The following is a 19212-nucleotide window of genomic DNA, read 5'->3' on the forward strand; positions in this document are numbered from 1 at the left end:
CGGCGGCTTGACGCCCATCGAGTTCGAAGCCAAGCTAGCCGAGCCGCACACACTGGCGGCCTAAACCGAACCTGTCACCAGTTCGTTCCTCACGCCCACCAGGTGAAGTTGATCCAGGCCCACACCACCGCGAACATCGCGAACCCGAAGCCGAGGAGCGCGGGCGCGTAGTGCCCTTCGGCGAGCAAGTGCGCGGTCTGGTCGGCGGCGAGTCCGAAGGCCACGACGAACGTCAGGTCGAAGAGCAGTTCGAGCGGGGTCGCGGCGCGATGGGCCTGCCCGACATCGCGGCCGACCATACGGCGCAGTCGGGCCGCGGACGGGGCTGTCGGGGACGATGTCGAGTTCGTCATGCGCCTACTTTGGCATGCGACGCGCGAAGGTTGGCGCGGTGCTGGCGAGAACTCGACGGTGGTGGCGGGAGCGACGGTGGATGATGGCAGGGTGAGTGCCGTGACCGACGTCGATCCCGCCACCGCCCATCGACGGCTCGGCCTTGCGCAGGCCTCGGCGATCTACGTCGCCGCGGTGCTCGGCACCGGCATCCTCGTGCTGCCCGGTCTCGCCGCGGATGCCGCCGGGCCCGCCTCCGTCGTCGCGGTGCTCGTCGTGCTCGCGCTCTCGATCCCACTGGCAGGCACGTTCGCCGCCCTCGCGGCGCGGTACCCCGACGCCGGGGGCGTGGCCACCTTCGTGCGGCTCGCCCTCGGGTCGACCGCCTCGCGCATGGCCGGTTACTGGTTCCTGTTCGGGGTCGGCTTCGGGGCGCCTGTCGTCGCGACGCTCGGCGCCGAGTACCTCCTCGCCGCGATCGGCGCGGGACGGGGCGCCACCGCACCGCTCGCGCTCGCGTTCCTGCTCGTGCCCACGGTGGTCAACCTGTTCGGCCTGCGGGTGAGTGGATCCGCGCAGCTCTTCCTGACGGGATTGCTCATCGCGGTGGTCGTGGCGGTGAGCGTCCCGGCGATCGATCCCGGCAACTTCACGCCGTTCCTGCCCCACGGCTGGCGGGGAGTGGGCCTGGCGATCAGCCTCTTCGTGTGGGCCTTCGCGGGGTGGGAGGCTGTCACGCACATCGCGGGGGAGTTCCGCGATCCGCGGCGCACCATCTCGCTCGCGACGGGGATCGCGATCGTCATCGTGGGGCTCGCCTATCTGGCCCTCCAGCTGGTGACCGTTGGCGTGCTCGGCGCCGGCGAGCCGCGCGGCGCAGTGCCGCTCATCGATCTCGCCGCCGCGACGGTGCCGGGGATCGGTCCCTCCGTCGTCGCTGTGATCGCTGGCGTCGTCGCAGTGGGCGTGCTCAATGCCTATATCCCCGCCTTCGCGAATCTCGCCGCCTCGCTCGGCCGCGACGGGCACCTGCCCGGGTTCCTCGCCAAGGGTGCGGCGGCCGGGGAGGTCCCCAGGCGGGCGATCCTGTCTACGGCGACGATCTCGCTGACGTACTTCGGCGTGATGTGGCTCGCGCTCGACTTCGAGCTCGAGCCGTTCATCCTGATCCACACGAGCTCGATGGTCGCGGTCTACGCGCTCGGCATGGTCGCGGCAGTGCGCCTGCTTGAGCGGTTCAGCGCCGGATGGTGGATGGCGGCGGTCTCCGTCGTGCTCGTCGCCTGCCTGCTCGTGCTCGCGGGAGCGCACCTCATCGTTCCCGCGGTGCTCGCGCTCGCGGCGGTTGTCGTCACGCTCGTGAAACGGCGGCGCGACCGGGATGCTCTCAGCTGAGGTCCGCGTTACCGCGACGCGGGTTCGAGTAGTCCGTCGCGCCCGTGATCGCCGAGATGATGAGCTCGTTCGTCGCCTCGTCGGAGCGGAACTCGCCGTTGTTGCGACCGAGGCGCAGCACCACGATCCGGTCGGCGACAGCCTGCACATCCGCGATGTTGTGGCTGATCAGGATGATGCCGAGCCCGCGCTCGCGCATGCGCTCGATGAGGTTGAGCACCTCGGCCGTCTGTGCGACGCTCAGCGCCGCGGTGGGCTCGTCGAGGATCACGATGCCGGGCTCCCCGATGAGGGAGCGCGCGATCGCGACTGTCTGACGCTGGCCGCCGGAGAGCGTCGACACCGGTGCCCGCACCGAGGGGATGCGCGCGTTGAGCTCGCGCAGCAGCTGCCAGGAGCGCTGCTCCATCTCGATCTTCTGCAGCACGCCGCGTTCGGTGATCTCCCGACCGAGCCACAGGTTCGCTACGACGTCGAGGTTGTCGCACAGTGCGAGGTCCTGGAACACGGTCGCGATGCCGAGGTCGTGGGCCTCCATGGTGCTGCCGATCATGACCGGCCGACCGCCGAAGGTGATCGAGCCGGAGTCGGGACGGTGCACGCCGGCGAGGATCTTGATGAGCGTCGACTTGCCCGCGCCGTTGTCGCCGACGATCGCCACCGCCTCGCCCGCATGGACTTCGAGGTCGACGGAGGTGAGTGCGCGCACGGCACCGAAGCTCTTGCTGATCCCGCGCATGGCGAGCATCGGCTCGGCGCTCATGCGGACCTCCTTGTCTGCTGGCCATCGTATCGGGGCATCTCAAGCACCGGTCGGCCTCCGTTCGGCGGCGACGTTGTCGATCGCGAGGGCGAGGCATCCGAGCAGTTCCGCCCGCTCGCCGAGGGCGCCGAGCACGATCTCGGGGGCATCGCTGCCCCCACCGGGTGCCGCGCGTTCGAGGGCATGGCGCATCGGGGCCAGCAGCAGTTCGCCCGCGTCCGAGAGCTCGCCGCCGATGACGATGACGTCGGGATCGAAGAGGTTGGCGAGGCTCGCCGCGGCGATGCCGATGTGCCGGCCGGCATCCGCGATCGCCCGCCGTGCACCGGCATTGCCCTCCTCGGCGCGGTGCACGATGTCTCGCAGGCGCTGGAAGCCTGGGTCCTCGCGGAACAGGTCGAGCAAGGCTGGCCCGCCCGCGAGGGTCTCGAGGCAACCGCGGTTGCCGCACCGGCAGATCGGGCCGTTCTCGTCGATCGTCACGTGACCGATCTGACCGGCTCGGCCGTTGACGCCGTGGTAGGGGCTGCCGCCGATCAGCAGGGAGCCGCCGATCGTGTAGCCCACGCGGATGTAGGCCGCTCCCTTCGCCCCGCGCGCGGAGCCGAGCCGCGCTTCGGCGAGGCCGCCCAGGTTGGATTCGGTGTCGACGAACACCGGGAGCCGGATTCGTTCGCGCATCGCGTTGGCGATCGGCACGCCGTCCCAGCCGCGCATGAGCCCGCGGGTCGCGATGAGGCCGGTCGAACCGTTCACCGGAACCGGCAGCGCCATCCCGACGGCGAGCAACTCGGTCAGGGGGGTGTCGAGCGAATCCGCCATATCGCTCAGCAGGAGTGTCGCCCGGTCCATCTCGCGGTCGTACTTGTGGTCGTGCGCGAGGGGCGCGTGGTGCTCGGCGACGATCGTGCGTTCGACGTCGGCGATCGCCACGCGCAGGTGGCGTGCCGAGAAGTGGATGCCGGCGACGAGCCCCGCCCGGCGCACGAGCGTCACTTCCACAGCCCGGCGGCCGCTGCGCGAGGTCGTCGCGGTGTTGAGCACGCCGACGGCGGAGAGCTCCTTGACGATGTTGGACACGGTCGCCGCCGAGAGCCCCGTTGCCCCGGCGAGTTCGACCTGGGTCAGGTGCCCGTGCCGCTGCAGCGACTCCACGATGCGCGCCCGGTTGGCTTCGCGCAATGAAGTCTGGGAACCCGGCGTCGGGTTACGGCTCGCCACGGTGATCACTGTAATGCTTCGGCGCGTTTCCCGGCGAAACGCCGAAGTCTCGGGCCTCGGCGGTAACGCGAGGGTCACGATCCGGCGGTTTCTTGTCTTCACTATTTGACGACAAGCACTTCGGGGGCTACCGTCGAGGTCGAACGCCCACGCAGAACCCAACCGACGAGGAGGTCCGGACCGTGAATCCTGCCGCGTCCGAATCCCCCACCATCCTCGAGATGCGCTCCATCACCAAGGAGTTCCCGGGCGTCAAGGCCCTCGAGAACGTCACGCTCACGGTGCACGCCGGCGAGATCCACGCGATCTGCGGCGAGAACGGCGCGGGCAAGTCCACCCTCATGAAGGTGCTCTCGGGGGTGTACCCCTACGGCAGCTACGAGGGCGAGATCGTCTACCAGGGCCAGGAGATGCGGTTCCGCGACATCCGTGCGAGCGAGGCCGCCGGCATCGTCATCATCCACCAGGAGCTCGCGCTCATCCCGCTGCTCTCGATCACCGAGAACATCTTCCTGGGAAACGAGCCGCGCAACCGTTTCGGGGCCATCGACTGGGTCGACGCCAAGCGCAAGGCGATCGAACTGCTCGCGCGGGTCGGCCTCGACGATGACCCGGACGCCCTCATCAAGGACATTGGCGTCGGCAAGCAGCAACTCGTCGAGATCGCGAAGGCGCTCAACAAGTCGGTCAAGCTGCTCATCCTCGACGAGCCGACTGCGGCGCTCAACGAGTCGGACTCCCAGCACCTGCTCGACCTGCTGCGCGGCCTCAAGGGCCGTGGCATCACGTCGATCATGATCAGCCACAAGCTCAACGAGATCGAGGCGATCGCCGACGAGATCACGATCCTGCGCGACGGTCGCACGATCGAGACGCTCGACGTCGGCGCCGGCGGGGTCGACGAGGATCGCATCATCCGGGGCATGGTCGGCCGCGTGCTCGAGCACCGCTTCCCCGAGCGCAACTCCACGATCGGCGAGGTGTTCTTCGAGGTGCGCGGCTGGACGGTGCAGCATCCCCTCGCAGCCGAGCGCCTCGTGGCCAAGGGCTCGAGCTTCACGGTGCGTCGCGGCGAGGTCGTCGGCTTCGCGGGCCTCATGGGCGCCGGTCGCACGGAGCTCGCGATGAGTATCTTCGGCCGCTCCTACGGCACCTACATCTCGGGCGAGATCATCAAGGGCGGCAAGGTACTGCGCCTGCGCACCGTCGAGGAGGCGATCGATGCGGGCCTGGCCTACGTCAGCGAGGACCGCAAGGCGCTCGGCCTGAACCTGCTCGATGACATCAAGGCCTCGATCGTCTCCGCGAAGCTCGGCAAGATCTCGCCGTTCGGCGTCGTGGACAAGGTCGCCGAGCACAACGTCTCTGAGGAGTACCGCAAAAGCCTGCGGATCAAGACGCCCACCGTCGACGAGGGCGTGAACAAGCTCTCCGGCGGCAACCAGCAGAAGGTCGTGCTGGCCAAGTGGATGTTCACCGACCCCGACCTGCTGATCCTCGACGAGCCGACGCGCGGCATCGACGTCGGCGCGAAGACCGAGATCTACCACATCATCCGCGAGCTCGCCGCCCAGGGCAAAGGGGTCATCATGATCTCCTCCGAGCTTCCCGAGCTGCTCGGCGTCTCCGACCGGATCTACACGATCTTCGAGGGCGCCATCACCAACGAGATCCCCGCAGCCGACGCCGACCCGGAGACTCTGCTCCGCGGCATGACCTCCGAGAAGAAAGTCACCCAGCGATGAGCGACAGCACTCCAGCGCCCAAGAAGTCCGGTGGAATCCGCGACCTGGCAAAGATGTTCGGCGGGTCGAACTCGGCGGGTCGCCAGTTCGGCATCCTCGGCGCCCTGATCGTGATCATCGTGCTGTTCCAGGTGCTCACGGGCGGCAAGACGCTCGACCCGAACAACCTCATCAACATCGTCAACGGCAACGCCTACGTGCTCGTGCTCGCGGTGGGCATGGTCATGGTCATCGTCGCCGGGCACATCGACCTCTCGGTCGGGTCCGTCGCCGCCTTCGTCGGCATCGTGGTCGCGCAGTCGATGTACGTCTTCGACGTGCCGTGGCCCGTAGCGATGGTCATCGGCCTCGCCCTCGGCGCAATCGTCGGAGCCTGGCAGGGATGGTGGGTCGCCTACATGGGCGTCCCCGCCTTCATCGTCACCCTCGCCGGCATGCTCTTCTTCCGCGGAGCGAACCAGTTCGTCGGCAACTCGACCTCGATCCCGGTGCCGCGCGACTTCACCTTCATCGGCGGCGGCTTCCTGCCCGACTTCGGGCCGGACTTCGGCTTCTCCAACCCGACCCTGATCCTCGGCGCGCTCGTCGCCGTCGCGGTGGTGTGGCAGGAGGTGCGGCTGCGGCGCAACCAGCAGCGCATGGGTGCGGAGAGCGCACCCCTGTGGGTGAGCATCGTGAAGGTGGGGGTGATGCTCGCCGTGGTGGTGCTCGCCACCATTCTGTTCGCATCCGGGCGCTCGGGCACGAGCTTCCCGATCGCCGGCATCATCCTCGGCGTGCTCGTGCTCGGCTACTCCTTCCTCACCAACAACACCACGATCGGCCGGCACATCTACGCGGTCGGCGGTAACTGGCGCGCCGCCGAGCTCTCGGGCGTCAACATCCGCCGGGTCAACTTCTTCGTCATGGCCAACATGTCGGTCATCGCCGCGATCGCCGGCATGCTGTGGATCGCCCGGTCGGTGGCCTCGGGGCCTGGTGACGGCGTCGGCTGGGAGCTCGACGCGATCGCGGCGGTCTTCATCGGCGGCGCCGCGGTCTCGGGCGGCATCGGCACGGTCGCGGGCTCGATCATCGGCGGTCTCGTGATCGCCGTGCTCAACAACGGCCTGCAGCTGCTCTCGGTCGGGGCCGACCGCGTGCAGATGATCAAGGGCCTCGTCCTGCTCGTGGCCGTCGGCATTGACGTGTACTCGAAGCGCCAGGGTCGGCCCTCGCTCATCGGGCGATTGACGCGGGGCCGCAAGTCCGACGAAACGCCCGTACCTGCGGCCCCGCAGGGCACTCAGACTCCCACTCCTTCACAGGGTGGGGCCCAGGAAACCGCTCGGCCGCAGGACCTTACTCCCGAGGGCTGAGCACACGGTTTCCACAAACCGGAATGCACCAGGAAAGAGAATATCAATGAAGAAATTCGTCATCGCCTCGGCGTCGATCGCGGCGGTCGCCGCGCTCACGCTCGCAGGCTGTGCTCCGCGTGACGGCGGCGACACCGAGGCGGCTGCCGGCTTCGCCGCCGACGCCACGATCGGTGTCGCACTGCCCGACAAGACCTCCGAGAACTGGGTGCTCGCGGGCGATCTGTTCACCACGGGTCTCGAGGAGGCCGGGTTCAAGCCGGACGTGCAGTACGCGCCCGCCAGCAACACGGTGGCCGAGCAGCAGAACCAGATCACCTCGATGGTGACCAACGGCGCCAAGGTCATCATCATCGGCGCCAAGGACGGCGCGCAGCTCTCCGCTCAGGTCGAGGCCGCGCACGACGCCGGCGCCGTGGTGATCGCGTACGACCGCCTCATCCTCAACACCGAGGCCGTCGACTACTACCTCGCGTTCGACAACTTCAAGGTCGGCCAGCTCCAGGGCCAGGCGCTCCTTGACGGACTCGCCGCGGCGTACCCCGACAAGACGACCTACAACATCGAGTTGTTCTCGGGCTCGCCCGACGACAACAACGCCGGGGTCTTCTTCGACGGTGCGATGGACGTGCTGCAGCCGAAGATCGACGACGGAACCCTCGTCGTCGTCTCGGGCCAGACCGAGGTCAGCCAGACGGCGACCCAGGGCTGGCTCGCCGCCAACGCGCAGAGCCGCATGGACACCCTGCTCGCCGCGAACTATCAGGGCACCGACCTCGACGGCGTGCTGTCGCCGAACGACACCCTGGCCCGCGCCATCCTCGAGTCGGTGCGCAGCGCCGGCAAGCCCCTGCCGGTCGTGACCGGTCAGGACTCCGAGGTCGAGTCGGTGAAGTCGATCGTCGCCGGTGAGCAGTACATGACCATCTACAAGGACACCCGCGCGCTCGTCGCGGCTGCCATCGACATGGTCAAGGAGCTGCAGGCGGGCGCGGAGCCCACCGGCATCAACGACACGGAGTCGTACGACAACGGCGTGAAGATCGTCCCGGCCTACCTGCTGGCTCCGGTCGTCGTGACCAAGGAGAACGCGGCGGAGGCGTACAAGGACAACGAGTCCCTCTTCCCGCTCACCCAGTAGCACCCACTGCGCGAACCGGAAGGCCGGTCGGGGTTCGCCCCGGCCGGCCTTGCGGCATCGAAGGAGTAAGCATGACCCGGCAACTCGGCGTCGCCATGATCGGGCACGGTTTCATGGGCGCGGCGCACTCGCAGGCGTGGCGCACCGCGCCCCGGGCCTTCGACCTCGGCGCGGAACCGGCGATGTCCGTCGTCGTCGGCAGGAACGCGGATGCCGCGGCGGCGGCCGCGCGCCGGTGGGGCTGGGCCGACTCTGGCGCCGACTGGAGGTCCGTGCTCGAGCGGGACGACATCCACATCGTCGACATCGTGACCCCCGGCGACTCGCACGCCGAGATCGCGATCGCCGCCCTCGCGGCGGGCAAGCACGTGCTGTGCGAGAAGCCGCTCGCCAACTCGGTCGCCGAGGCTGAGGCGATGGCGCAGGCGGCGGCGCGCGCCGGCACCGTCGTCATGACGGGGTTCGTCTTCCGCCGGGTTCCCGCGGCGACGCTCGCGCGCGACCTCGTCGCGCAGGGGGCGATCGGCGAGGTCCGGCAGGTGCGCGCGAGCTACCTGCAGGACTGGCTCGCCGACGAGAGGGCACCGTTCGTCTGGCGCCTCGACCGTGAGCTCGCGGGCTCCGGCGCGCTCGGCGACATCGGCGCCCATGCCGTCGACCTCTCGCAGTTCATCACGGGCATGTCGATCGAGTCCGTCTCCGGCACCCTCGCGACGCTCGTGCCCGAGCGGCCGCTGCCCGGCGGCGGGACCGGCACCGTGACGGTCGACGACCTCGCGATCTTCACCGCGCGCTACGACACCGGCGTACTCGGAGTGTTCGAGGCGACCCGGTTCGCCACGGGGCGCAAGAACTCCCTGCGCATCGAGGTCTCCGGCTCGACCGGCGCGATCGCGTTCGACCTGGAGGACATGAACACCCTGCAGGTGTACGACGCGACGACACCGCAGGCGGTGCGCGGCTTCACGCGCGTGAACGTCACCGAGCCCGTGCATCCCTACCTCGAGGGCTGGTGGCCGCCCGGCCACGCGCTCGGCTACGAGCACGGATTCTCGCATCAGGTGAAGGACCTCGTGGACGCGATCGTCGCCGGCGGGCAGGCCTCACCGGACTTCGCGAGCGGACTGCAGGTGCAGCGCGTGCTCGGCGCGATCGAGGCGAGCGCCGCGGCGGGCAGCGCCTGGACGCGCGTCTGAGCGCAGGCGCGGTGCAGAATGGTGCAAGCGTTTCCACCACGGCGCTGCGATCGGAGTCAGCATGGTCACGACAGGTACCCCGGACTACCGCGACAGCGGGCTCGAGTTCGCGAGCGACTTCGTGATCGGCTCGGCGACCGCGAGCTATCAGATCGAGGGCGCCGCCCACGAGGACGGTCGCGGGCCCTCGATCTGGGACACCTTCAGCCACACCCCGGGCAAGACCACCAACGGCGACACGGGGGATGTGGCCGACGACCACTACCACCGGCTGGATTCCGACCTCGACCTCATGCAACGACTGGGGCTCGAGGCGTATCGGTTCTCGATCGCATGGCCGCGCGTCCAGCCGACCGGCGCAGGCAAGCCCAACGCGAAGGGCATCGACTTCTACGCGCGGCTGACCGACGGGCTGCTGGCACGCGGCATCCGCCCGATCGCGACGCTCTACCACTGGGACCTGCCGCAGCCGCTCGAGGATGCCGGCGGCTGGCCGAACCGGGACACCGCGCTGCGGTTCGCCGAGTACGCCGCGATCACGACGCAGGCCCTCGGCGATCGCGTGCACACCTGGACGACCCTCAACGAGCCCTGGTGCTCGGCGTACCTTGGCTACGGTTCCGGAGCACATGCCCCGGGACGTATGAACGGCGCGGACGCGCTCGCCGCGGTGCACCACCTCAATCTGGCGCACGGCCTGGCAATCCCCGAGATCCGTCGTAACGCCCCCGCGGCGCTCGCCTCGGCCACGCTCAACTTCCACGTGATCCGTGGCGACGACGACGAGGCGCGCCGCCGCATCGACGCCCTCGCGAACCGCGCCTTCACGAGTCCGATGCTGCTCGGCCGTTACGACGCCGACCTGCTCGAGGACACCAAGGAGGTCACCGACTGGGGCTTCGTGCGCGATGGTGACCTCAAGCAGATCAACCAGCCGATCGATGTGCTCGGCGTCAACTACTACTCGACCGTCACCGTCAAGATGTGGGACGGCCGCTCGCCGCGCACCAACAACGATGGCCACAAGGACATGGGCGGCTCACCGTGGCCCGGCAGCCGCAACGTCGAGTTCCTTCAGCAGCCCGGCCCCTATACCGACATGGGTTGGAACATCGCCCCCGACGGCCTCGAAGAACTGCTCGTGAGTCTGCACGAGCAGTTCCCGCAGTTGCCGCTGATGATCACCGAGAACGGCGCCGCCTTCCCAGACGCGGTCGTCGAGACCGAGTCGGGCAAGCGGGTGCCGGATGCCGACCGCATCGACTACCTCAACCGGCACTTCACGGCCGCGCACCGCGCGATCGCCCGCGGGGTGGACCTGCGCGGGTACCTCGTGTGGTCGCTCATGGACAACTTCGAGTGGGGCTACGGCTACACCAAGCGGTTCGGCATCGTGCGCGTCGACTACGAAACCCAGGAGCGCATCGTCAAAGACAGCGGGCGCTGGCTCGCGCGCCTGATCGAGACCCGTCGTACGCCCTGAGCGCGCGCCGCGTACTTCGTGGCCACCGCGACGATCGAGCGCGACTGATCCGACACCCGGGCGCGGGGCGTCGTAGGCTGGGTCAACCGGCCGACGGCGTCCCGGTCCACCACTCGCACCACAGTCAGGATCCCGTCTTCTCGTGACCACCGTCGTCCACCCAGGTGATTCGCTGAGCGCACGCCAACGACTCGTCTACGTACTCGTGCTCGGCGCGCTCACCGCTCTCGGTCCATTCACGATCGACCTCTACCTGCCGGCGTTCCCGCTCATCGAGAACGATCTCGGTGTGAGCTCGGCAATGGTGCAGCTCACGCTGACCGCGACGACTCTCGGGTTCGCCGTCGGTCAGCTGTTCGTCGGGCCGTGGAGCGATCGGGTCGGTCGGCGCCTGCCCCTGATCCTGTCGACCGCCGTGCACATCGGCGCGAGCCTGGGTGTGTTGCTCGCGCCGAGCGTGGAGTGGCTCTTCGTCTTCCGCCTGTTGCAGGGCGCGGGAGCCGCCGCCGGTGGTGTCGTCTCGATGGCGATCGTGCGCGATCTCTTCGGCGGCCTGCCGCTCGTGCGGATGCTGTCGCGGTTGTCGCTGGTCAACGGGCTCGCCCCGATCATCGCCCCGCTCATCGGCTCGCAACTGCTGTTGATCATGCCCTGGCGTGGGATGTTCGGATTCCTCGCCATCTACGGCCTGCTCGTATTGCTCGCCGCCTTGTTCTTCATCGTCGAGACCCTGCCGCCCGCGCGGCGCGTGGGCGACCCGGGTCACGCAACGATCGGGCAGCGCTACCGTGCACTGTTCACCGACCGCATCTTCGTCGGCGTCGCGATCATCGCGGGGATGACCTTCTCCGGCCTCTTCGCCTATCTGTCCTCCTCGTCCTTTCTGTTCCAAGACGTCTACGGCCTGGATGCCCAGCAGTACGGCCTGCTCTTCGCTGTCAACTCCGTGGGGGTCGTGGTCGGCGTTCAGCTCAGTTCCTTCCTCGCGCGCTTCATCGGCCCCCAGTGGATACTCACCGGCACGACCGTGCTCTTGTTGCTCTCCGCGAGCGCCATCGTGCTGCTCGACCTCGCCCAGGTCGGGCTCGTGGGCATCCTCGTGCCGCTGTGGTTCTTCATCTTCGCGTGCGGGCTCTCGTTCCCGTGCAACCAGGTACTCGCGCTCGCCGGACACGGTGGCGAGGCCGCGACCGCCGCATCCCTGCTGGGTGCCCTCAACTTTGGACTCGCCGGGGCGATCTCGCCGATCGTCGGACTGTTCGGCATCGAGAACGCGATCCCGATGGGCGCGATCATGGCAAGCACGGCGCTCGTCTCGATCGTCGTGCTGTGGACCGTCGTGCGACCGTGGACGGTGCCCGCACTCGTGCGCTGACCGTCTCTGCCCGGCGATCGCGTGCGATGCAGCAACGCGCGCTCCGCGCGCTAGCGTGGCTGGATGACGCCGCCCCAGCCCTCGTCGCGTGCACCCCGGCGCTGGCCGTTGATCACCGGCGCCACGGCATTGGCGCTCGCGGTCGCGCTCGGCACCCTCATCGTGCTTCGCGGTGCTCGGGAGCCGTACCTCGACCTCGAGTGGATGCACGAGATCATCGAGCATCGCAGCCCGGTATGGGAGGTTCCCGCGCTCGTCATGAGCTTCATCGGCGGCGGTTGGTTCGGCATACTCGTCGTCCCCATCGGTGCCGCCCTCGCTCTCGCGCTGGCGCGCGGCCGATGGTCGGCGACCTATTTCTTGGTGGCGAGCATCGCGAGCGCGACGCTCGTGCAACTGCTCAAACACCTCTTCGGGCGGGCCAGGCCCGAGCAGATGCTCGTGCCCGCAGACTTCGGTTCGTTCCCTTCCGGCCATGTCGCCAATGCCGCGACCGTCGCGATCGCCCTCGCGCTCATCGCGCGACGGTGGTGGGTGTGGTTTGCCGGCTCGCTGCTCGTCGTGCTCATGGCGCTCAGCCGCACCTACCTCGGCGTGCACTGGCTCAGCGACACCGTGGGTGGGTTGCTCGTCGGAGTGGGGGTCGCTGTGATCGCCTGGGCTCCCTTCTCGGCGCATCTTCAACGGGAGCGACTCGGTCGAGACGCGCCGGCAACCGGTGACGCCGCCGGAGCCACGCACTAGCGTGGTGCCATGAGAATCCTCCTGGTCGGCGCCGGTGGCGTCGGCGATGCCATCGCCAAGATCGCAGCACGACGCGACTTCTTCGAGACCATGATCGTGAGCGACTACGACGTCGCTCGCGCCGAGCGCACCATCGCCTGGATCGAGGCCCGCGGCGAGGGCAAGGGGCGGTTCGTGGCGTCGAAGATCGATGCATCCGACCCGGACAACGTGGCCGCCGTCGCGCGCGAACACGGCGCCACGCACGTCATGAACGCCGTCGAGCCCAAGTTCGTGCCGACGATCTTCGCTGGGGCGCTCGCGGCTGGCGCGGACTACCTCGACATGGCGATGAGCCTGAGCGAGCCGCATCCCACCGATCCCTATGCGCAGACCGGAGTCAAGCTCGGCGACGACCAATTCGCGCAGGCGCCCGACTGGGAGACCGCCGGTCGACTCGCGCTCGTGGGCATGGGCGTTGAGCCCGGGCTCAGCGACGTGTTCGCGCGATATGCGGCGGACCACCTGTTCAGCGAGATCGACGAGCTCGGCACGCGCGACGGCGCCAATCTCGTGGTGCGCGACGAGGCGGGCAACGAGATCTTCGCACCGTCGTTCAGCATCTGGACGACGATCGAGGAGTGCCTGAATCCGCCGGTGATCTGGGAGAAGGATCGCGGCTGGTACACGACGGCGCCGTTCAGCGAGCCAGAGGTCTTCGACTTTCCCGAAGGCATCGGCCCGGTCGAGTGCGTTAACGTCGAGCACGAGGAAGTGCTGCTCATGCCCCGCTGGGTGGACGCGAAGCGCGTGACCTTCAAGTACGGCCTCGGCGACGAGTTCATCGGCATTCTGAAGACCCTGCACCAACTCGGACTCGACAAGACCGAGCCGCTGCGCGTGCGCTCCGCGGACGGCCCGGTGATGGTCGCGCCACGGGACGTCGTTGCCGCAGGCCTGCCCGACCCCGCCACGCTCGGACCGCGGATGACCGGCAAGACCTGCGCCGGCCTGTGGGTCACCGGCACCGGCCTCGACGGCGCGCCGCGTGAGGTGTACCTGTACCACGTGAGCGACAACGAGTGGACGATGGCGGAGTACGAGAGCCAGTGCGTGGTGTGGCAGACCGCCCTCAACCCGGTGATCGCGCTCGAGCTGCTCGCGAACCGAACCTGGTCCGGTGTCGGCGTGCTCGGCCCGGAGGCCTTCGATGCCGCGGCGTTCCTGGAACTCATGGCGCGCCCGATCGCCGACGGCGGCTACGGGCAGCCCTGGGGCCTGCAAGACCGTGCGGTCGCCTGACGATGACGCGCGTGGTGATCGCCCCCGGGTACGGGGAGCCGGAGATCCTGCAGCTGGTCGAGGTCGAACGCCCCGAACCGGAGCCCGGTCAGGTGCGCATCGCGGTGCGCGCCGCCGCGATCAACCCCGCCGACCTCAAGCGGCTCCGCGGCCAGTTCGGCGGCAAGGATCGCATGCCCATGCGATTCGGCAGCGAGGTGTCCGGGGTGGTCACGGCGGTGGGCGCGGATGCGGTCGGTCCGCTCGGCGCGATCGCACTCGGCGATGAGGTGATCGGCTATCGCGTCTCGGGCGGATACGCGGACGAGGTGGTGGCCGCCGGTTCATCCGTGCTGCCGAAGCCCTCGACGTTGAGCTGGGCCGAAGCGGCCGGGTTGATGGTCGCCGGTGTCACCGCGATGCACCTGCTCGAGGCCACCGGTGTGGGTGCTGGGGACCGGATCGTGGTGCACGGCGCCTCCGGCTCCGTGGGGGCGATGGCCGTGCAGTTGGCGCGAGTGCGCGGCGCCGAGGTCGTCGGCACGGCAGGGGATGCCGCGCAGGAGCGGGTGCGGGCGTTGGGTGCCACACCGGTGCGCTACGGCCCCGGACTCGCCGACCGCATCCGTGCCGTGTTCCCCGATGGAGTCGATGCCGCGCTGGACACGGTCGGCACCGATGAGGCACTCGACGTCTCCGCCGAACTCGTGACCGATCGCACGAGGATCGCCACCATCGCCGGCTTCGCGCGCGCAGCGGAGCTGGGCATCGCCGCCCTCGGCTCGGGGCCCGGTGCCGACCCGGGCACCGAACTGCGCAACGCCGCCCGCGCGGTGCTCGTCGACCTCGCCGAGCAGGGGCGGCTCACCGTGTCGATCGCCCGCGAGTTCCCGCTCGAGGAGGTCGCCGCGGCGATGCGTCTGGTCGCGAGCGGACACCCGGGGGGCAAGGTCGTGCTCGTGCCGGATCAGAACCGTTCGAACCAGTAGGCCAGGCGCGGGTGGTCCCGCGCCAGCTCGCGCAGGGTCACCACATCGACGAGCACGGTCACGGGCACGTCGAGCGCCTCGGTGAGGGCATCCATGTCGCGACTGGACCAGAACTGGCCGCGCATGCGCACCATGCACCGACCCTCGGCATCGCACACGAAGAGCTGATCGACCTCTTCGGATCCGTGCCGGAACACGCGGGCGCGCACCACCTGCGCGACCTGGGAGAGCGGGAACACCCGCTTGGGGCTGAAGAATCCGCGCTCGCCGAGGCCCGCCGCGCTCACCCAGATCGCCACGGAGAAGAAGCGGGCGCATCCGATGAACACGGCGACGCTCGCCGCGATCTGCACGGCCAGGACCGCCGGCCAGCCACCCGTCGGCCCGTTGATCAGATACAGCGCGACGAAGATCGGGCCCAGGAAGACGATGCAGGCGACCAGTCCCTGCCACAGCAGCGCAGGTCGCGGACGCAGGCGCAGCTGCGGTTCCGCGTCCGGAAACCGCACGTCATTGCGTTCGCTCGTCACGTCGACCACGGTTCTCCCGGGCGTTCGGCAATTAGGGGTGTGTGCGAAAAGTGAAGATTGCACTGCAATGAGTATGGCGGAGAATGGGGGATTCGAACCCCCGAGGGCTTGCACCCAACACGCTTTCCAAGCGTGCGCCATAGGCCACTAGGCGAATTCTCCCGGAGCTTCGGCGACGTGGCCGAAGACCTCAAGGAATCATAGCGGTACAATCGTGGAGGCTCCTCGCGTGGCGCCATCCAGGCCAACTCCCCCAGGGCGGAAACGCAGCAAGGGTAACCGGGCTCTGGCGGGTGCGCGAGGGGCCGTTACCGTTTCAATCGCCGTAGGCTGAGGTTGTGGCGAGTTCGGTGTACATCACCTCGGTCGAAGGTCATTCCGGCAAGTCCGCGATCGCGCTCGGGGTGCTCGACACCCTCGCGCACAGCGTCGAACGGGTGGGCGTGTTCCGCCCCATCGCGCGGTCGACGGCCGAGCCCGACTTCGTGCTGGAGCTGCTGCTGGCGCACGACGGGGTCACGCTCGACTACGAGGAGTGCGTCGGGGTCACCTACGAAGAGGTGCACGAAGACCCGGATGCGGCCCTGTCGCGCATCGTCGAGCGATTCAAGTCCATCGAACGCCAGTGCGACGCCGTCGTCATCGTCGGTTCGGACTACACGGATGTCGCGACCCCGACCGAACTCGGATACAACGCCCGCATCGCAGCCAACCTCGGCGCCCCGGTGCTCGTCGTGCTCACCGGCCAGGCCACGGACGAGGGCCGGCCCCGCACGGTGCACGACCTGCAGCAGGTCGCGGAACTGATCCTGCCCGAGCTGACCGGCGCGCACGCCACGGTGCTCGCCGCGGTCGTCAACCGCGCGGATCCCGATCACCTCGACGAGATCGTCGCCGCGATGGCCGCGACCTTCGGTACACCGGCATGGGCCGTTCCCGAGAGCGAGATCCTCGTCGCGCCGAGCGTGGAGTCGATCATGGAGGCCGTCGACGGGCTCCTCGTGCGCGGCGATCCTGCGCTCCTGGCCCGCGAGTCCCTCGGCACCGTCGTCGCCGGCATGGGCATGGAGAACGTGCTGCTGCGCCTGATCGAGGGCGGCGTGGTGGTCGTCGCCGGCGATCGCAGCGACGTGATCGTCGGCGCCCTCACGGCGAACGCCTCCACGACGTTCCCCACCATCGCGGCCCTCGTGCTCAACGGCGGCTTCGAACTCTCTCCCGTGATCGAGCGGCTCGTGGGCGGTCTCGACGACACCTTGCCGATCATCTCCACCGAACTCGGCACCTACGCCACCGCGCAGCGCATCGCGCAGGTGCGCGGGCGGCTCACCGCCGCATCGCAGCGCAAGGTCGACACCGCGCTCGCGCTCTTCGAGCAGCACGTCGATGCCGCGGTGCTCACCGACGCTATCGGTGCCGGCACCACCGCCGTCGTCACCCCGCTCATGTTCGAGTACGGCCTGCTGGAGCGCGCTCGCTCGGACCGCAAGCACATCGTGCTGCCCGAGGGCGACGACGACCGCATCCTGCAGGCGGCGGGCACACTGCTCAGCCGCAATGTCGTGGAGCTCACGATCCTCGGCGAGGAAACGGAGGTGCGCGCCCGTGCGGCCGCACTCGGTGTCGACATCGCGGCCGCGCGCATCCTGAGCCCGCTCGACCCCGAGCTGCACGAGCGGTTCGCCGCCGAGTACGCCAGGCTGCGGGCGCACAAGGGCGTCACGCTCGAGCAGGCCGCCGACATCGTGACGGATGTCTCGTACTTCGGCACCATGATGGTGCAGCTCGGCCTCGCCGACGGCATGGTCTCGGGCGCCGCGCACACCACCGCCCACACCATCACGCCGGCCCTGCAGTTCGTCAAGACGGTGGAGGGGGTGAAGGTCGTCTCGAGCGTGTTCTTCATGGCGCTCGCCGACCGGGTGCTCGTCTACGGCGACTGCGCGATCGTGCCCGACCCGACCGCGGAGCAGCTGGCCGACATCGCGATCTCATCGGCCGCCACCGCGGCCAAGTTCGGCATCGAGCCGCGCATCGCGATGCTCTCGTACTCGACGGGGGAGTCCGGCACCGGCGCGGACGTCGACAAGGTGCGCGCCGCCACCGAGCTGGTGCGCTCCCGCCGACCCGACCTGCTCGTCGAGGGACCCATCCAGTACGACGCCGCGGCCGATGCCGCGGTCGCCGCGAAGAAGATGCCGGAATCCCGGGTGGCGGGGCAGGCCACGGTGTTCATCTTCCCCGACCTCAACACCGGCAACAACACCTACAAGGCGGTGCAGCGCAGCTCCGGCGCGGTCGCGATCGGTCCGGTGCTGCAGGGCCTGCGCAAGCCGGTGAACGACCTCTCTCGCGGTGCGCTCGTGCGCGACATCGTCAACACCGTCGCGATCACGGCCATTCAGGCGCAGTCGGCGGGGGAGGCGCTCGCGTGAGTCTCGTCTTCGTCGTCAACTCGGGCTCGTCATCCATCAAGTACCAGCTCGTCGGCCCGGGCACCGAGGAGGTCGTGGTCGGCGGCATCATCGAGCGCATCGGCGAGCCGGGGCAGGTTCCCGACCACGCCGCGGGGATGCGGGAGGTGCTCGAGCGCATCGGCCCAGGTCGCGAGATCGCTGCGGTCGGTCACCGAGTGGTGCACGGCGGCTCCCGGTTCACCGAGGCGACCCTCATCACGGACGAGGTGGAGCAGGCGATCGACGAGCTCTCCGCGCTCGCGCCGCTGCACAATCCGGCGAACCTGCTCGGCATCCGCGCCGCGCGGGCGGCGCTGCCCGGAGTGCCGAACGTGGCCGTCTTCGACACCGCGTTCCACCACACCCTGCCGCCCGAGTCGTACACCTACGCGATCGACGCGGCGCTCGCCGCGCAGCACCAGGTGCGTCGGTACGGATTCCACGGCACGTCGCACCAGTACGTCGCCCGGCAGACCGCGCTCTACCTCGGGCGACCGCTCGAGTCCCTGCGGCTCATCATCATGCACCTCGGCAACGGCGCATCGATCACGGCGGTGCGTGGCGGTGATTCGATCGACACCTCGATGGGCCTCACACCCCTCGAGGGACTCGTCATGGGCACGCGTTCGGGCGACCTCGATGCCGGCGTCATCTTCCACCTCGCCCGTCAAGCCGGCCTCGGCATCGACGAGCTCGACGATCTGCTCAACCGACGCAGCGGACTGCTGGGACTCACCGGCACCGGTGACATGCGCGATGTGCAGGAGGCGGCATCGAACGGCGACGAGGCGGCGCTGGCCGCGCTCGCGGTCTGGCGGCACCGCATCCGGCACTACATCGGCGCCTACCTCGCCGAACTCGGCGGGGTGGATGCCCTGGTCTTCACCGCGGGCATCGGCGAGAACAACGCGCTGCTGCGTCGTCGTGCGCTGGCCGGACTCGAGTTCCTCGGCATCGAGATCGACGACGACCGCAACGAACTCGCCTCGCGCCGGGCGCGCACCATCTCGCCCGAGGGTGCCGCGGTCGCGGTGCTCGTGGTGCCCACCAACGAAGAACTCGAGATCGCCCGCCAGAGCCTCGCGGTGGTCTGAGCCGCGAGTGCCTGACCGCACTCGACCGTGCGCGGCGGCACCCTGCGTCACTGCACCGTGTGCGCAACCGCACGGATTCGGGGCGGCACGCCGCGCGCGGCCGGCCGACACGCGGCATCCGGCCTGAAT

Annotated in this window: 15 protein-coding genes, 1 tRNA gene, 1 other RNA gene and 1 pseudogene; 13 read left to right on the plus strand and 5 right to left on the minus strand. The window is 69.1% G+C overall.

Annotated elements, in window-relative coordinates:
* Window positions 1–92: 92 nt before the first annotated feature.
* A pseudogene (locus PYV02_RS08090) lies at window positions 93–299 on the minus strand (low temperature requirement protein A); the annotation flags it as partial.
* Window positions 300–444: 145 nt separating this feature from the next.
* Here PYV02_RS08090 and PYV02_RS08095 point away from each other — a divergent pair.
* Complete coding sequence (locus tag PYV02_RS08095) at window positions 445–1728, plus strand: APC family permease (protein WP_275757978.1); 1284 nt, start codon at window positions 445–447, stop codon at window positions 1726–1728.
* On the opposite strand, the gene PYV02_RS08100 is transcribed toward PYV02_RS08095, so the two are convergent.
* Entirely contained in the window at window positions 1721–2491 is a 771-nt protein-coding gene (locus PYV02_RS08100) for an ATP-binding cassette domain-containing protein (RefSeq protein WP_275757980.1), read from the minus strand. The two genes, PYV02_RS08095 and PYV02_RS08100, sit on opposite strands and share 8 nt — an antisense overlap.
* A 39-nt stretch (window positions 2492–2530) precedes the next feature.
* Entirely contained in the window at window positions 2531–3712 is a 1182-nt protein-coding gene (locus PYV02_RS08105; RefSeq protein ID WP_275757982.1) for an ROK family transcriptional regulator, read from the minus strand.
* A gap of 221 nt (window positions 3713–3933) precedes the next feature.
* Here PYV02_RS08105 and mmsA point away from each other — a divergent pair, with 221 nt between their 5' ends.
* The 9 genes from mmsA (at window position 3934) to PYV02_RS08150 (ending at window position 15003) form a co-directional block, all read left to right on the plus strand.
* Entirely contained in the window at window positions 3934–5457 is a 1524-nt protein-coding gene (gene mmsA / locus PYV02_RS08110; protein ID WP_275758696.1) for a multiple monosaccharide ABC transporter ATP-binding protein, read from the plus strand.
* Window positions 5454–6815, plus strand: coding sequence for a multiple monosaccharide ABC transporter permease (gene mmsB / locus PYV02_RS08115; protein WP_275757984.1), 1362 nt, complete (start codon window positions 5454–5456; stop codon window positions 6813–6815). Before mmsA ends, mmsB begins: the two co-directional genes overlap by 4 nt.
* Before the next feature lie 46 nt (window positions 6816–6861).
* Window positions 6862–7956, plus strand: a complete 1095-nt coding sequence (locus PYV02_RS08120; RefSeq protein ID WP_275757986.1) for a substrate-binding domain-containing protein — start codon at window positions 6862–6864, stop codon at window positions 7954–7956.
* Between the two features lie 71 nt (window positions 7957–8027).
* Window positions 8028–9152 (plus strand): Gfo/Idh/MocA family protein, encoded by a 1125-nt coding sequence (locus PYV02_RS08125; RefSeq protein WP_275757988.1) that lies wholly within the window; start codon window positions 8028–8030, stop codon window positions 9150–9152.
* Between the two features lie 61 nt (window positions 9153–9213).
* Complete coding sequence (locus PYV02_RS08130; protein ID WP_275757990.1) at window positions 9214–10635, plus strand: GH1 family beta-glucosidase; 1422 nt, start codon at window positions 9214–9216, stop codon at window positions 10633–10635.
* A 142-nt stretch (window positions 10636–10777) separates the two neighbouring features.
* Window positions 10778–12010 carry a multidrug effflux MFS transporter gene (locus PYV02_RS08135; RefSeq protein ID WP_275757992.1) on the plus strand — a complete coding sequence of 411 codons (1233 nt, stop codon included), beginning with the start codon at window positions 10778–10780 and terminating at the stop codon, window positions 12008–12010.
* Window positions 12011–12073: 63 nt separating this feature from the next.
* Complete coding sequence (locus PYV02_RS08140; RefSeq protein ID WP_275757994.1) at window positions 12074–12754, plus strand: phosphatase PAP2 family protein; 681 nt, start codon at window positions 12074–12076, stop codon at window positions 12752–12754.
* 9 nt (window positions 12755–12763) lie between these two features.
* Window positions 12764–14035, plus strand: a complete 1272-nt coding sequence (locus PYV02_RS08145) for a saccharopine dehydrogenase family protein (protein WP_275757996.1) — start codon at window positions 12764–12766, stop codon at window positions 14033–14035.
* A 2-nt stretch (window positions 14036–14037) separates the two neighbouring features.
* Window positions 14038–15003, plus strand: a complete 966-nt coding sequence (locus tag PYV02_RS08150; protein WP_275757998.1) for a quinone oxidoreductase family protein — start codon at window positions 14038–14040, stop codon at window positions 15001–15003.
* On the opposite strand, the gene PYV02_RS08155 is transcribed toward PYV02_RS08150, so the two are convergent.
* Both PYV02_RS08155 and PYV02_RS08160 read right to left on the minus strand, forming a co-directional pair.
* Window positions 14982–15533 carry a hypothetical protein gene (locus tag PYV02_RS08155; protein WP_275758000.1) on the minus strand — a complete coding sequence of 184 codons (552 nt, stop codon included), beginning with the start codon at window positions 15531–15533 and terminating at the stop codon, window positions 14982–14984. The genes PYV02_RS08150 and PYV02_RS08155 overlap by 22 nt on opposite strands.
* Window positions 15534–15607: 74 nt before the next feature.
* Window positions 15608–15695: transfer RNA gene (locus PYV02_RS08160), tRNA-Ser, on the minus strand.
* Window positions 15696–15749: 54 nt separating this feature from the next.
* On the opposite strand from PYV02_RS08160, the gene ffs reads away from it, so the two are divergent.
* The 3 genes from ffs to PYV02_RS08175 all read left to right on the plus strand — a co-directional run bounded on the left by ffs (window position 15750) and on the right by PYV02_RS08175 (window position 19083).
* Window positions 15750–15846, plus strand: an RNA gene (gene ffs, locus PYV02_RS08165) — signal recognition particle sRNA small type.
* A gap of 25 nt (window positions 15847–15871) precedes the next feature.
* Entirely contained in the window at window positions 15872–17968 is a 2097-nt protein-coding gene (gene pta / locus PYV02_RS08170) for a phosphate acetyltransferase (protein WP_275758002.1), read from the plus strand.
* Window positions 17965–19083: an acetate/propionate family kinase gene (locus tag PYV02_RS08175; protein ID WP_275758004.1), complete on the plus strand. Its 1119-nt coding sequence runs from the start codon at window positions 17965–17967 to the stop codon at window positions 19081–19083. Before pta ends, PYV02_RS08175 begins: the two co-directional genes overlap by 4 nt.
* Window positions 19084–19212: the final 129 nt, after the last annotated feature.

This window comes from Antiquaquibacter metalliresistens, from assembly GCF_029211225.1.
GTDB lineage: Bacteria > Actinomycetota > Actinomycetes > Actinomycetales > Microbacteriaceae > Rhodoglobus > Rhodoglobus metalliresistens.